Origin of the sequence: Streptomyces sp. MST-110588 (genome assembly GCF_022695595.1) — a bacterium.
Classification (GTDB): Bacteria; Actinomycetota; Actinomycetes; order Streptomycetales; family Streptomycetaceae; genus Streptomyces.
The window spans coordinates 7881905-7894580 of record NZ_CP074380.1; the positions used below are offsets into that span (position 1 = coordinate 7881905).

Below are 12676 nucleotides of genomic sequence, written 5' to 3' on the forward strand. Positions count from 1 at the left end.
GGCGCCAGCCAGTGCGCCCGTCTCCTGGCGCCCTTCCCGCCCAAGCCGGCTCGCGCCCGGCCCGGACCGCGGCGAGGTCACCCAGGGCCTGAGGAAGAAGGAGGAAGAAGTACGGCTCCGGAGTAAGCATCCGGACCCTGGCGGAGGAGATGGGCCGCTCCTACGGGGGCGGGCACCGGCTGCTCAAGGACGCCGGGATCATTCTCCGTTCCCGGGGCGGAGACCGGCGCACCGCTGATTCCTGACTGCGGAGCGGTCGGACGGCTGCGAAGGCGGTGCAGGTGCCGAGGGTGAGCGTCACCGGATTCAGCGCCGGGCCGGTGAGCCGTCCCTCGCCCAGCAGCGCGGGGTTCTCCCGCAGCAGATCCGCCATGCGATGACGCTGGTGCGGCAGTACGGCGCGGATCCTGGCGGCGGTGGCGTGCACCAGCTCCCCGACGGAGGCGGCCGGATCGACCGGCAGCCGCAGCGGCAGGACGTGGGAGGCCACGCCCATCGCCTCCTGGACGGCCGAGCCGTCCCGTCCCCGTACGACCAGCCCGACCACCGGCTTCCGCGCGCCGGTGTCGGCGTGCAGCACCATGGCCAGCGCCGCCGGGAACAAGGCGCTCGTGCTCACCGCGAGCGCCGCCGCGCCACGCCGCAGGCGCTCTTGGTGCGCCCGCGGGAGCGGAGCCACGCCCACGCCGTAGGGCACGGCCTGTGTCCGCTCCATGAACTCCACCGCCGCGGCGCGCGGGCGCTCGTGCCCGCTGAAGTCCCGACGGACCAGCGGCCAGTCGGCGGCCGGATCCAGGACCTGCGCCACTTCCGGCCCGGTGCCCTCGAACCGTACGCGCAACGTCTCGCTCCCCGCGACGGTCCGCCGCAGCGCCGCTTCGAACAGTTCCTCGTCCAGCGCGCCGCGCAGGCGCACGTACAGTCCGACGTTGTACCGCCATCCGCCGTCGTCCAGCCGTGATCGGACTGCTGTGGGCGGGGGCGGGGCGGCCGTAGCCGGCAGCACGGGGTACTGCGTCGTCGGCTACGGAAGGGGTGCTCGGTGGTGCCTCCGAGGCGGTGATGGTGAGGTTCTGGTGTACTGCTTCGGCCGGCTTGAGGGGGTCGAAGCCGCTGAAGGCGCGGTGACCGGACCGGTCGAAGAAGACGGCATCGCCGGGCCGGACGCCGCCCAGGCAAAGGCGCGGTCTTCCATACCGTCACGCCCGCTGCACCGGCGCGACCGGCGTGACGGGCGTGAGGAGCTGGTGCGCCGGCGCGGCACCGGCCCTGCGGGGACGGTGCCGCGCATCCGGGGTCCGGCCGGGGTGAGGAGGAAGGTTACTCAGCCGGCCCCTACGACCCGGGCGTCCACCGCCTTGCGCAACGCGCGCGACTTGCGCAGGTCCCGGGTCATCGTCATGCGCCGCAGCCACCGGTCCGTACCGTCGTAGCGGGCCGTGAAGGGCTTCCTTCCGTGCACCGCGCGGAAATTGTCCAGGAGGAGTACGGCGCCGGGCTCCAGTACGACGCTGGTCGCGGCCGACTCCAGCTCCGTGCACAGGGCGTCGAGCGCCTGCTGCGCGGCGCTGTCACCGGGAAGGGCGCTCATGAAGGGCGGGTCGATCCGCGCGTACGGGCGGTCGCGGCTGCCGAAGAGGGCGCTGATGGTGCTGGGGCGGCCGTCCTCGTCGAGCCCGGACGTGTGCTCCAGGTCCGGGAAGATCTGGAAGCGTTCGCAGAAGAGGATGTCGGTCTGCTCCGGCGAGAGCCCGCCGGTCGTGACCGGCGACACGGTCGTGGCCGTGCCCGGGTTGCGCAGGCTGACCAGGCCGATGTAGTCGGGCCTGCACGGGTGGAAGGCGTCTTCGACATGCAGGTACTGGTAGGCCGCGCTGGCGTGCCCGCTTTGTGCGTGCTCCTTCTCCCGCAGAGGCAGGATGTCCGTGATGAGGCGGCCGTCCTGGAGGAAGGACCAGCTAAAGGGGTCCCCGAGCTGCGCGCCGAGCAACAGGAGCCAGAAGTCGGCCTCGCGGGTGCGCTGTCCGCAGTGGTCCCGCCAGTGCTCCGGAGTCGGCCCCACCGACTGCGGGTCCCAGGGGTAGCCGGTGACCACGAGGGCCGGGTCCGTCTCCAGGTAGCGCATCTCGCCCAGCGCCTCCCGCAGCACGTCCGGCAGCCGGGCTCCCAAGGCCGGCGCGGAGCGCAGGAAGTGTGGGTGCTCGGGCCGGGCGTAACGGTCGATCTGCTCCCGGACCAGAGCACGTGCCCCGGCCGCCTCGCGGGAAGTGAGGTGGATGGTGCGGATATCGGTATCGGGCCTCTCTGTCATGGGATCGCCCCTCGCAATCGCTGATTCCCCGGCTGCTTGCCTTTTCCGCGCCCCCTCCGTCCTGTCGGTCCCTTCCAATCCGCTGTTCGGTATCGCCGGGTCCATCGCTGTCCTTCCCTTCGTGCTCAACTTGGTGTGCCGGGGTCCGCCTGCGCGGGCCTGCGGCGGGGCTGCCCGGTGGGTGTAGGAGGTGAATGTGATGCTGGCCAGGATCAGGGCCGCACCGGCCCAGTTCCAGCCGGTCAGCCGGTCACCGGCCAGCCAGTAGCCGAACAGCCCGGCGAAAGCCGGTTCGGCCGTCATGATCATCGCGATCCTGGTCGGCGGGAGAACGCGCTGGGCCCGGGTCTGTATGAAGTACGCCAGTGCCGAGGCTCCCACCGCGACGACGGCCAGCGTCGCCCACGTCCCCTGGCCGGCCGGAGCCGACAGGCCACCACCCAGCGCCACCGCGCCCAGGAGCCCGAGCAGCCCGACCGTGGCCAGTTGGACGAAGGCCAGCCGTCCGGTGTTCAGATCCGGGGCGGCCTGGCCCAGCAGGATCAGGTGCCCCGCGAAACACGCGGCACACGCCAGTGCCAGCACATCGCCCCAGTGGACCGCGAGCCCCTGCAGCGTGAGCAGCGCCAGCCCCGCCATCACGAGCCCTGTTCCGAGCAGTTGCGCCCCGGTGAGCCGCTCCCGCAGGAACAGTGCGGCCAGCACGGCGGTGAACACCACGGCTGTGCCCGTGATGAACCCGACGTTGGAGGCCGTGGTGCGGAGCAGGCTCGCGGTCTGGAACGCATACGCCGCGAACAGGACGGTGCCCGCAGTGCTGCCGGCGGTCAGCTCCCGCAGGGTGAGGCGGCACAGTGAACGCGCATGGACCACGCCCAGGAGCAGCGCGGCCCCAAGGAAGCGGTAGGTGAGGACCGACAGGAACGTCATCGTCTCCAGGGCGTCGCCGATTCCCACGAACGTCCAGCCCCACAGCGCGACGACGCCGAGCATCGCCGCGTTCCAGATGCCGCGTTCATGAGCGCAGCGCCACTTCCGGGCGCTCATCATCAACTGCTGCAAACCGGCATTCCCCTTGGAGTCCCCAGTGGGCACCGGCCCGGTGCGTAGAAGATTCCGGACCGATCCGTGCACCCTCCACCCGGACAGACGCCGGCCCGGCCCCGGAAGTTGCCTCTGCGCCCCGGCTCCGCCACACCGCTCCCAGGCCGCAACTCCGCGCCCCGGCCGTGCCTTCGGCCCGCGGCGGCTGCTCCGCCACCCCGGGACGCGGACCCGGCACGGCTGCCCCGTTCCCCCGCCGATCGGTGAAGCCGCCGTCCGAGGCGGCCCGTACGCAGACCTGGAGCCTGCTGTCCTTCCGGGATCCGGCCAAGAATCCGCTGGGGATCGTGCTGGCCGCAACCGCCAACGCCGAGGGCAGCATCATCACACAGGTGGCAGACGTCGAGGATGCCGACCACGCCGGGGCCACCGGAGCCTTCGGGTACGCGCTGAGCGTTCCCATGCTGACGCTCACGCAGGCGCTGCGTGACGCGCCGGCCGACGAGGCGTCGGCGCGGATCATCGAAGCGGGGCCGGTGACGGGGGTAACGCACTCGTTGTCCGGCGGCGCTGTTGTGGAACTGCCCGGGCGGGGGCACGGTCCGCTGCCGGTGGGTGGGTGGCGGGCGGTGGGCAGCGAGCAGCGAGCAGCGGTGGGATGTTCTCTCGGGTGCGCCGCCTGGCGACGACCGTACTGCTGGCCGGGAACCGACTGATCGTCCAATGGCTCGCCAGCTCGCAGGAGGTGGCGCAGTTGCGCGCCACCGATGTGGCCTGGCTGCGCTCTCGCATAAGCGCGGTCCGGCCCGAACTGGCCAATGCGCTGGCAGCCTCGGTGCCCGACTGGGGCCGAGCCCGCATCGTGCGACATCATGTGGTGCAACCGCACCACTGGGGGCGCGGCAACGCCGGGCTGGGCGACGCAGCACACGGAAGCCACTCAATTGCCGGGCAGGGGCTGAGCACGGCTTTGCAGGGTGCCGCGATCCTCGCCCGCTCGCTGACCCAGGCTCAAGGGACCGCGCGTGCCGCGCCGTTCGCGCCGTACGAGCAGATGCGCAAGCCCTTCACCGAACACTTCCAGCGCTACCGGATGAGCCTGCCGCAATTGACGTCACAGCACACTGCTGGCGCCGGGCCCACAGTCCTCTACGCCTCCTCGCGGATGGCATGACGCGAGGCCAACCGGAGGCCGGAGCCTGTTACCAGGATCTGACTGAGATCAGCGGCACGGGGTGCATCTGACCGGTCCCGTCGCAGACGCGGTGCCAAGGGCTCGGCGTGCCTTGCCGCCACTGCATCGATGTGTCCCAGCTCACGCGAGCGCCCCTTGACCTTCACGTACGCGTCAAGGTCATACGGTGACCGCACTCGAAGATCCCGAAGCGAGGAAGCCCAGGCGCAACGATGAGTTCCAGTGAAGCGGATAAGCCAGTTCAGCAGGGTATGACGTGGTTGTTGGGGTTATTGCTGACGACCTTCGTGATCGGTACCGATGACTTCATCATTGCAGGAATTCTCCCGAACATCGCGTCGGACCTGAAGGTCAGTGAGGCAGTCGCCGGTCAACTGGTGACCGTCTTCTCGATCACGTTCGCGGTGGCGGCGCCGGTGATGGCGGTGGCGACGGCGCGGGTCCCGCGCCGGATCCTGATCGTCGGAGGGCTGACGGTCTTCGCGGTGGTCAACTTCGCCACCGTCTTCGCCACCTCCTATCCGGTCCTGATGGCACTGCGGACGGTCGCGGCGCTGGTGGCGGCAACCGTGAGCCCGGCTGCGTTCGCAGTGGCGGGTGCCCTGGCACCGCCCGAGCGCATCGGTCGGGCGATTGGGACAGTGGCCTCCGGACTGACGGTGTCCTTGGTGGTGGGTGTGCTGGCGGGGGCGTGGCTGGGCAGCACCTTCGGCTGGCAGGTGACGTTCGTCTGCGTGGGCGCACTGACCTGCCTGGGCGTCGTCTTGACCGCGACCACGCTGCCGCGTCTGCCGCAGTTGCCGGTGGTGGGCGTGCAGGCCCGACTGGTGCTGCTGCGCCGCCCGGCAGTGCTGATGTGCGTCCTGGGCACCGTCATCGGCGCGTGCAGCGGACTGATGCCGTACACCTTCATCGCGCCCGTCACCCATGACCTGACCGGCCTGGGAGATAGCTGGGTGACGGTGGCTATCGTGGTTGACGGCATCGCCGGCGCGGTGGGCACCTTCATCGGCGGCCGGCTGAACGACCGCTGGGGCACCGACCGTGCGCTGATCAGCCTGCTGGGCGCGGTGCTGCTCTCGACTCTCGCGATGGTTGCGGTCGGCATCGTCTCCGGTGGCAGCGCGCCGTTCTGGCTGCTGTGCCTGCTGCTGATCGTGTGGGGCATGGCAGGCTGGGCCTACAACCCGCCCATGAACGCCCGGGCCCTGCAGATGGCGGGCGCGGCGGGCACCGAGGCGGTGGCTCTCAACACCAGCGGGCTGTATGTAGGTATCGCCCTGGCCGGGATGATCGGCGGCGGCGCGCTCAGCGGAGGCGGCGGAACCGGTGTCCTGATCGCTGCTGCAGCCGTCGGACTGATCAACATCCTCTTCATGTCCGTCGCCGTCCGCCGCTACCCGGCCCGGCGTCCCGAGCCCGCCCCCCGGGTCCCGGCGGCGGCACCGTGACCCGCCGGACAGGGCGGTCCAGGCCGAGAACGAGGCCGCACTGGAGGCACCCCCCACACTGCTGTCGGCCGTGGTGATCGGCCTGCCCGACGACGACCTGGGCAACCGGGCCCATGCCGTCGTGCACACCGGCTCACCGGTCAGCGACGCGGACCTGGAGAACCATGTACGCGAAAAGCTGGCCCCACACAAGATCCCGCCCTCCTCCGAACGCTCCGCCGCGACACCGCGTGACGACGCCGACAAGGTCCGCCGTTCCGCACTGCGCGCCGCCCGCCGCTGACATCCCCGGCTATAGAGGAAAACGAGGTAGCGATGAAATCCGTCGACGACTCCATACTCGACACCCCGCTGACCAACACGCCGGACCCTGATGCATTCATCCAGGCTGCCATGCGATGGCACTTCGGCCCCGATACCGGGCCCTGCTTCTGGCTCGACCGTGCCGCCAGATCAGGCTTCGACCCCATACGCGACGTCACAACCATGGATGACCTGGCGCTGTTTCCCGACTTCTGCAACGAACTGCACGACACCCGCGTGGAAGACCTCATCCCTCGCGGATACTCCGATCCGCAGATCGTCGGTGTATGCGAAAGCGGCGGCACAACGGAACGCCTGGCCGCAGACGAAGAGTTGGTAGACCTCGTACGCGCAAAGATCACGACAATCCAGTGGGGCGGGGCGCACATGGCCCCGGACACTCGCCACTTGCTGCGTACCGAGGTATTCCCCGGCATCACCCTGATCGGGAGCCTCGGCAACACGGTGATTCTCGGCGGTACCCGGCTGCGCTCCGCCGACACCCCGCAGTTCGCCGGTGGGCCTCCTGCGATGGAGAAGCCGTCATCCAGGGAGTGTACTGATGGGCACGCCGCCCGGCACACCGTCGCCGTGCTGTCGGTGGAGGACTGTCAAAGAACCGTCGCACGCGTTTCAGGGCTTCCGCGCAGCATCGTCACATCAACCACCGAAGAGACGCTCTCCACCGCGGCCAGCATCTCCACCTGCCTGCAACAGGCCCGCCCCAAAGGAGCGGTCGAAAGACTGGCGCGACCCCGTGGCCCGTCACGGCAGCGCGAACCGGACCAGGTCGCGTGCCGAGGCGATTGTTCGAGAGTTGGCCGAGCTGCCGAACCTGCCGCCCGGGCATCCTCAGGCGGTGCTGCCGGTACAACTCATCGACCGGGTACGCCAGATGGAGAAGCACGTGCTGATGCGGACCGAGGGTACGGTGGCCTGGCGGGGTGGTGACGGCATCGCTGGGGGCTTCGGTGACGGCTCGGCCGTACTGCGGCTCGCGGTCCACCAGGCCGGCCGGCCCGACACCGTACAAACCCGGGTGGAGCTGCCCTTCCCTTGCATATGGGTCACGCCGTGGTCCCGGGAGGCGGGACTGGCTCCCCTGCATGACACTTTTGTCCTCGCAGCCCTCACCGACGACGAAGACCTGATCGACCGGCTGCTCGCTGAGCCGAGCATCGCCAACCTCTACCTCGGCGGCCACCCCACTCCGGATGATCCGCGGTCTGCCGCACGACGACTTCCTGGAGTCGTTCCTGATGCGAACCAAGACAGTGGTCCACTGAGCACCTGTCCGTCAGCCCCGGTCGCCGAAACCGGTGTTGCGACCCACGGAGAAACCGCATGCGCATAATGAGAAGATCTGAGACCCGAGCATCCGAAGGTGGGGCGAGGCATGCGCATCGGTGAACTGGCCAAGGAAGCCGGAGTCTCAACGCGAGCGCTGCGCTACTACGAGCAGCGCGGCCTCCTGCGACCCCGCCGTCAGCACAACGGGTATCGCGAGTACGACGAGTCCGCGGTCACACGGGTGCTGAACATCCGCACCCTACTGGCTGCCGGCCTCAACGCCGAGAGCATCAAGAAGATGAATGCCTGCCTGGACGGCGATACCGACCATGCCCATATCTGCTCGGAGGCAATCGTCGTGTACGAGCGACGGCTGCAGGTAGTACGCGAACAAGTGGTCATGCTCAGCGCGATGCAGCGCAAACTCGAGGACGCCCTTCGGCATCTGCGAACGGGTATCTCCCAGCATTGACCGGGCTCGTCGCGGCAGCCGGAGCTTGCCCGGCACTTCGGGTTCGCCGCCCGGATCGGTGAAGGGCCGTACGAATTGCCCGGCTCGGACTTGTCAGTACATCCATTGGGCGAATGGCGGCAGACGCCCGCCGGCCGCATGGCATCATCACGTCCTACCTTTCCGGAACCGGAAACAACGAAGGCCGTACACGGACGTCAAGTTCCCGAAACGGCTCATGGCCGGCCACGCCAGCACTGACTGGCTGCGTAGGTGAGAACGGGCATCGGTTGTCGGTGAGCGCCGTCGGTAGTTGCTGATCGATGCGCCGGAAGATTTCGGCGAGAACTGACACCGCTGCTGCGCGTCTGGAGTGTTGGTGGCCACTGAGAAGATCGAGCCATGAATGACCGGACCGCTTCGCACGGAGCAGCGTTAGCGTTAGCAGTTGGGTTTGTGACGGCTCTTGTGAGCCATCGCCGCAGCTCGGAGGCACACCCACGCTGTTCTGCCGGCGGTGAACACCAGCCCGACCGGGCTCGACGATCACTAAAGTCCAGGCTTATGACGACAGTTACAACGCGTACGGTCGAGTACCCGGCCGACGGTCTGACGATGATCGGGCACCTCGCGCTCCCGGCCGGTGTGGGCCGTCGGCCCGCGGTGCTGCTCGGGCCAGAGGGCACGGGGCTCAGCGACGTCGAGCGCCGGCGGGCCGATGCGCTCGCCGAGCTGGGGTACGTGGCGCTGGCCTTCGACCTCCACGGCGGGCGCTACTTGGGTGACCCCGAGGAGATGCTGGCCCGTTGCATGCCGCTGCTGGCCGACCCTGACCGGATGCGGGGCATCGGTCATGCGGCGCTCGACGTGTTGCGCGCCGAACCGCGGACCGACCCCGACCGGATCGCCGCCGTCGGCTACGGCACCGGGGGCGCCATCGGGCTGGAACTCGGGCGCGACGGCGTCAACCTGCGCGCGATCGCCACAGTCAACGGGCTGATCACGGGCCGACCGGGCGAGGCAGCGCGCATCGGCTGCCCGGTGTGGGCCGGGGTCGGGTCGGAAGACCCGATCATGGCGCCCGCCCAACGGGACGCGTTCACCGCCGAGATGCAGGCCGCGGGCGTCGACTGGCGCCTCACGGTCTACGGCGGCGCCTTGCACGCCTTCCACCACCCGCCGGTCGACCACGCCGTGCGCCCCGGCGTCGGCTACCACCCACGGCACGCGCAGCGGGCCTGGCGCGACGTCGTCGACCTGCTCGCCGAGTGCCTGCCCGTGGCCGAGCGATGAGGGCACCACGGGCGTGACGGCCGGGGCGCCGGATACGCGGTGCGGTCGTAGCCCGGCCGGGCCCGGCCGGGCTACGGGCAGGTTCACCGGCGACCAGGGTGTGCCGTATGTGGCCGGTGCCGAGTCCCTGCCGTGGGACGGTGGCATCGGCGCGCAGGACCTGGCCGCCGCTGTGCACCCGCTGGTCGCTGACCTGCGTGGCGAGCCGCTCACCGCTGGTCCGGCATGGTGGGGCGGCCCGGTGGACGATGAGCGGGCTTTGAGGTCTCCTCGCAGGTACGAAAGGAACCCTTCCGATTCACGTACGGACTCGGTGTAGTTGGCGGTCTCGCTGTCCACTCCCGCCGTGCGCGCGCCCTTGTTGCTCCGCACCCGGTCCCGGGCCACCAGCAGGAAGCCCGGATCCGTAGCGAGGTTGTACGGACGGTGCCTCTCATACGGCCGCAACCGGCCAGTTGACGCCCGGACAGACGACGGTCCGTTTCGGTCAGCGTGGTTGGGGCACCTCCCGGGCGTTGCCCGGGCCCCATCACCTCGACCGGCTCGCCGAGGACCTCGCTCGCGCGGTGGACGCGTGCGTGGCGGGGCCGTTCGTCCTCGTCGGTCACTCGATGGGCGTAAGGTAAGTCAGCTTCTCGCGGCCCGTCGCCCGTCGGCCCGTCGCCCGTCGGCCCGTCGGCCCGTCGGACTGGCCGGTCCGGTGTTCGTCGCACCCGCGCCGCCGCAGCCGCCCGCCGCGGTGACCGGGGAGGAGTATCGGCAGGGCCTGTCCCACGCGTACGACTCGCCCGAGACGGTGCGGCCCGCCCTCGACCATGTCATGACCGCCGTACCGCTGCCCGCCGTGGTACGCACCGCAGTGGTACGCGACAGTCTCGCGACCGGGGCGGAGGCCCGGCAGGAGTGGCCGCTGCGCGGAATCGGGCGCAGGACATCACACGTGTCGTACGCGACATCGAGGTGCCGGTGACCGTGCTGGCCGCGGAGAACGACGTGGTGGAACCGCCGCACGTGGGGCGCGAGTGCCTCCTGCCGCACATCCCGAACGCGGTCCTGACCATGGTCCTACCCGTCGGCTCGCCGTGGGCCCGCGGGCCGGCGGTCACTGGGGCGCGGTTCGCTCCGCGTCGCGAGCCGGGAGTGCGAGCTCCCCGCAGTCGTACAACTCGGCGACGAGACCTCGCGCGAAATGCTCGTCCGTTCCCGGGATCGAGAACACCACGCGGAAATAGAGGGGAGCGACCACCCGGTCGAGCACTCGCTCCAGCGAGGGCGTCGTCTCACCCCGCTGGGCGGCGGCTTCCAAGGGGGCCTGGAACCGGGCGCTGACCCGCTGGAGACAGGCGTGCAGGCCGGCCCGGCGGTCGTCCACGTCGGGCGCCACCTCGGCACGGAAGAACGCCACGCCTCCCGGCCGGGACAGGTCCGTGAGCGTCCACACCGCCACCTGCTCCAGGTCCTGGCGCAGGTCACCGAGCAGCTCCGGTGCCTCATCGTCCTGACGCCGGGCGGCCACGTCCGCCAGGAGGGCGGAGACCGTACCCCAACGCCGGTAGACCGAACTGGGGTTGACGCCGGCGCGGCGGGCCACCGCCGGGATGGTCACCTTGTCGGCGCCGACTTCGTGCACGAGGTCCACCGTCGCCTGATGAACGGCGGCGCGTACGCGGGCGCTCCGGCCGCCGGGGCGGCTGTCGTTGCTTTTAACGGGCATACCCTCACCTTAAAGCAATGGTTTGCGCTTTAGCGTGCCCTCTGTCTACGCTGCCTAAAGCAAACATCATTGCTTTAGATGCTCTCCTAGGAGGATCCATGTCCCAGTACGAGATCGCCCACCAGCTCGGCACGAGGTTCCACGCCTTCCTCACCGCCGGTGACTGGGGCGGCATCCGGTCCCTGCTCACCGACGACGCCACCTGGACACTGCCCGGCGACAACACCATCTCCGGTACGGCGGAAGGCGCCGACGCGATCGTGGAACGGGCGAAGAAGATCGCCTCCTACGGTCTCCGCTTCGAGTTGCTGCACATCCTGGTCAGCCGCGAGAACATGGCCCTGTCGCTGCACAACACCGCTCGCCGGGACGATGCCCGGCTCGACGAGTACCTGTCCACCGTCTGCCGCCTGCGGGACGGCAAGATCGCGAGCATCGAGACCTACCTGTCCGACGTTCCGGGCATGAACGCCTTCTTCGTCTGACCCGTCCGGCCGCTGAGACACCGGCCGGGGGACCGGCCGGCCCGCAGGTCACGCATCACCCGTCACCGCCAGGGCCTTCCCGGGACCCGCGGGGCGGCCGGAGCCTCCCTCTCCTCCTCCCTCACTTCTTCTCCTCCTCCTTTTCCTTTTCGTGCCCGTCACTCCTCGAAGGGGGCGGCGAGCAGCAGGTCCTCCACAGTGGGCACCGAGAAGCCGGAGAGGTGACGACGGCCGACTTCGGCGAAGGGATGCATGAGTACCGACATGGGTTTGGTGCGGCACAGCGACAGTATGTTGTCGCGCGCGTCCTGCTTGAACCCTTTCCTGGGGAAGGCGTCAAGTATTTCTTCGAGCGTGTCGGACGGGATGTGCTGGAGGCCGTTCCCGGTGAAATCGAGTCCGGAGCCGACGGAGACCATGGCGATCTCAGGCCTCTTCCGAGCGGCGATGCCGACATTGGTGTGCAGTGCGATCGCGTCCCAGACGACGGAGACTTTTTCGGCCGACATCCGCTGTTCCTTCAGGAACCGCTGTGCGGCGTCGGCGCCGTCCACCTCAAAACGCTCGGTCGGAGTCCGGTACGCCTCGACCAACCCGAGGTCGTGCAGGGCCGCGGCGACGAACGCCAGCTCACGGTCGTAGTGAATACCGCGCCGATCGAACAGGACGCAGCCGTAAAGGTATGTCCGCATGACATGGTTGAAGAGCGTCTCGGAGGACACCTCACGTACGAACGCCGCGGTTCTCCGGGCTATACCGCTGCTGGGAATGCGGATTCCAGCCACTGTTCCGGGCAGGGGCCCGGTACTCGAAGACGAGGCGTTATCGCGCGATACCGGCACCGCGGCGGCAGGCGGAGCGGACACCGCGGCAGCGAGTGCGGACGCCGCACCGATCGCGGCGACTCCGGCGCCACGCCTCAGTGCCGTACGCCGGGTCACGCTTTTCTCGTCATTTCCTTTGACACACACGTGAAAGCCTTCCGTCGGCGGCTGAACAATTGAGTGGCCGAGTGGCCGAGTGGCCGAGTGGCCGAGTGGCCGAGTGCTTGACGGCACGAGCCTATGGACAGTCCCCTAGGGCCAACAGAGGCGAAAATGCCGATGAACCCCCGATTCTCGCCAGGGACGGCTGTGCCT

The 12676-nt window shown here is 69.4% G+C and carries 13 protein-coding genes and 3 pseudogenes; 12 read left to right on the forward strand and 4 right to left on the reverse strand.

All coding sequences use genetic code 11. The annotated features are described in order from the left end of the window. Positions 1-101 precede the first annotated feature (101 nt). Positions 102-245, forward strand: a pseudogene (locus tag KGS77_RS34330) (helix-turn-helix domain-containing protein); the annotation flags it as partial. Positions 246-370: 125 nt separating this feature from the next. Here the strand turns inward: KGS77_RS34330 and KGS77_RS34335 are convergent. Both KGS77_RS34335 and KGS77_RS34340 read right to left on the reverse strand, forming a co-directional pair. Continuing rightward, positions 371-1006, reverse strand: a pseudogene (locus KGS77_RS34335) (condensation domain-containing protein); the annotation flags it as partial. Positions 1007-1324: 318 nt separating this feature from the next. After that, the gene (locus KGS77_RS34340; RefSeq protein ID WP_242587211.1) at positions 1325-3406 is read right to left on the reverse strand and encodes an EamA family transporter; all 2082 of its coding nucleotides are present in this window, start codon (positions 3404-3406) and stop codon (positions 1325-1327) included. A gap of 212 nt (positions 3407-3618) precedes the next feature. Between KGS77_RS34340 and KGS77_RS34345 the strand changes: the two genes are divergently transcribed. The 10 genes and pseudogenes from KGS77_RS34345 to KGS77_RS34385 all read left to right on the forward strand — a co-directional run bounded on the left by KGS77_RS34345 (position 3619) and on the right by KGS77_RS34385 (position 10308). Further along, a complete protein-coding gene (locus tag KGS77_RS34345; RefSeq protein ID WP_242587212.1) occupies positions 3619-4071 on the forward strand; it encodes a hypothetical protein in 453 nt (150 codons plus the stop codon). Next, complete coding sequence (locus KGS77_RS34350; protein ID WP_242587213.1) at positions 4014-4529, forward strand: FAD-dependent monooxygenase; 516 nt, start codon at positions 4014-4016, stop codon at positions 4527-4529. The genes KGS77_RS34345 and KGS77_RS34350 overlap by 58 nt, the downstream gene beginning before the upstream one ends. 284 nt (positions 4530-4813) lie before the next feature. Next, positions 4814-6001 carry an MFS transporter gene (locus KGS77_RS34355; RefSeq protein ID WP_242587214.1) on the forward strand — a complete coding sequence of 396 codons (1188 nt, stop codon included), beginning with the start codon at positions 4814-4816 and terminating at the stop codon, positions 5999-6001. A 40-nt stretch (positions 6002-6041) separates the two neighbouring features. Continuing rightward, complete coding sequence (locus tag KGS77_RS34360; RefSeq protein ID WP_277994340.1) at positions 6042-6284, forward strand: hypothetical protein; 243 nt, start codon at positions 6042-6044, stop codon at positions 6282-6284. A gap of 32 nt (positions 6285-6316) precedes the next feature. Continuing rightward, complete coding sequence (locus tag KGS77_RS34365; protein ID WP_242587216.1) at positions 6317-7255, forward strand: hypothetical protein; 939 nt, start codon at positions 6317-6319, stop codon at positions 7253-7255. Positions 7256-7700: 445 nt separating this feature from the next. Next, positions 7701-8066 carry a MerR family transcriptional regulator gene (locus KGS77_RS34370; RefSeq protein ID WP_242587217.1) on the forward strand — a complete coding sequence of 122 codons (366 nt, stop codon included), beginning with the start codon at positions 7701-7703 and terminating at the stop codon, positions 8064-8066. Positions 8067-8609: 543 nt separating this feature from the next. Further along, positions 8610-9338, forward strand: coding sequence for a dienelactone hydrolase family protein (locus tag KGS77_RS34375; protein WP_242587218.1), 729 nt, complete (start codon positions 8610-8612; stop codon positions 9336-9338). Positions 9339-9435: 97 nt separating this feature from the next. Beyond that, positions 9436-9657, forward strand: a pseudogene (locus KGS77_RS34380) (hypothetical protein); the annotation flags it as partial. 196 nt (positions 9658-9853) lie between these two features. Beyond that, entirely contained in the window at positions 9854-9964 is a 111-nt protein-coding gene (locus KGS77_RS35150; RefSeq protein WP_347404566.1) for a hypothetical protein, read from the forward strand. A gap of 74 nt (positions 9965-10038) precedes the next feature. Continuing rightward, positions 10039-10308: a hypothetical protein gene (locus tag KGS77_RS34385; RefSeq protein WP_242587219.1), complete on the forward strand. Its 270-nt coding sequence runs from the start codon at positions 10039-10041 to the stop codon at positions 10306-10308. Between the two features lie 132 nt (positions 10309-10440). Here the strand turns inward: KGS77_RS34385 and KGS77_RS34390 are convergent, their stop codons facing one another. Beyond that, positions 10441-11052, reverse strand: coding sequence for a TetR/AcrR family transcriptional regulator (locus KGS77_RS34390; protein ID WP_242587220.1), 612 nt, complete (start codon positions 11050-11052; stop codon positions 10441-10443). Positions 11053-11150: 98 nt separating this feature from the next. Between KGS77_RS34390 and KGS77_RS34395 the strand changes: the two genes are divergently transcribed. Then, positions 11151-11537 carry a nuclear transport factor 2 family protein gene (locus tag KGS77_RS34395; protein ID WP_242587221.1) on the forward strand — a complete coding sequence of 129 codons (387 nt, stop codon included), beginning with the start codon at positions 11151-11153 and terminating at the stop codon, positions 11535-11537. Between the two features lie 158 nt (positions 11538-11695). Here the strand turns inward: KGS77_RS34395 and KGS77_RS34400 are convergent, their stop codons facing one another. After that, positions 11696-12259, reverse strand: a complete 564-nt coding sequence (locus KGS77_RS34400; RefSeq protein WP_242587222.1) for an HD domain-containing protein — start codon at positions 12257-12259, stop codon at positions 11696-11698. Positions 12260-12676: the final 417 nt, after the last annotated feature.

Coding starts and splice junctions, on each gene's coding strand:
- KGS77_RS34375 (WP_242587218.1), top strand. CDS start 8,610: ATGACGACAGTTACAACGCGTACGGTCGAGTACCCGGCCGACGGTCTG.
- KGS77_RS34350 (WP_242587213.1), top strand. CDS start 4,014: ATGTTCTCTCGGGTGCGCCGCCTGGCGACGACCGTACTGCTGGCCGGG.
- KGS77_RS34365 (WP_242587216.1), top strand. CDS start 6,317: ATGAAATCCGTCGACGACTCCATACTCGACACCCCGCTGACCAACACG.
- KGS77_RS34370 (WP_242587217.1), top strand. CDS start 7,701: ATGCGCATCGGTGAACTGGCCAAGGAAGCCGGAGTCTCAACGCGAGCG.
- KGS77_RS34395 (WP_242587221.1), top strand. CDS start 11,151: ATGTCCCAGTACGAGATCGCCCACCAGCTCGGCACGAGGTTCCACGCC.
- KGS77_RS34390 (WP_242587220.1), bottom strand. CDS start 11,052: ATGCCCGTTAAAAGCAACGACAGCCGCCCCGGCGGCCGGAGCGCCCGC.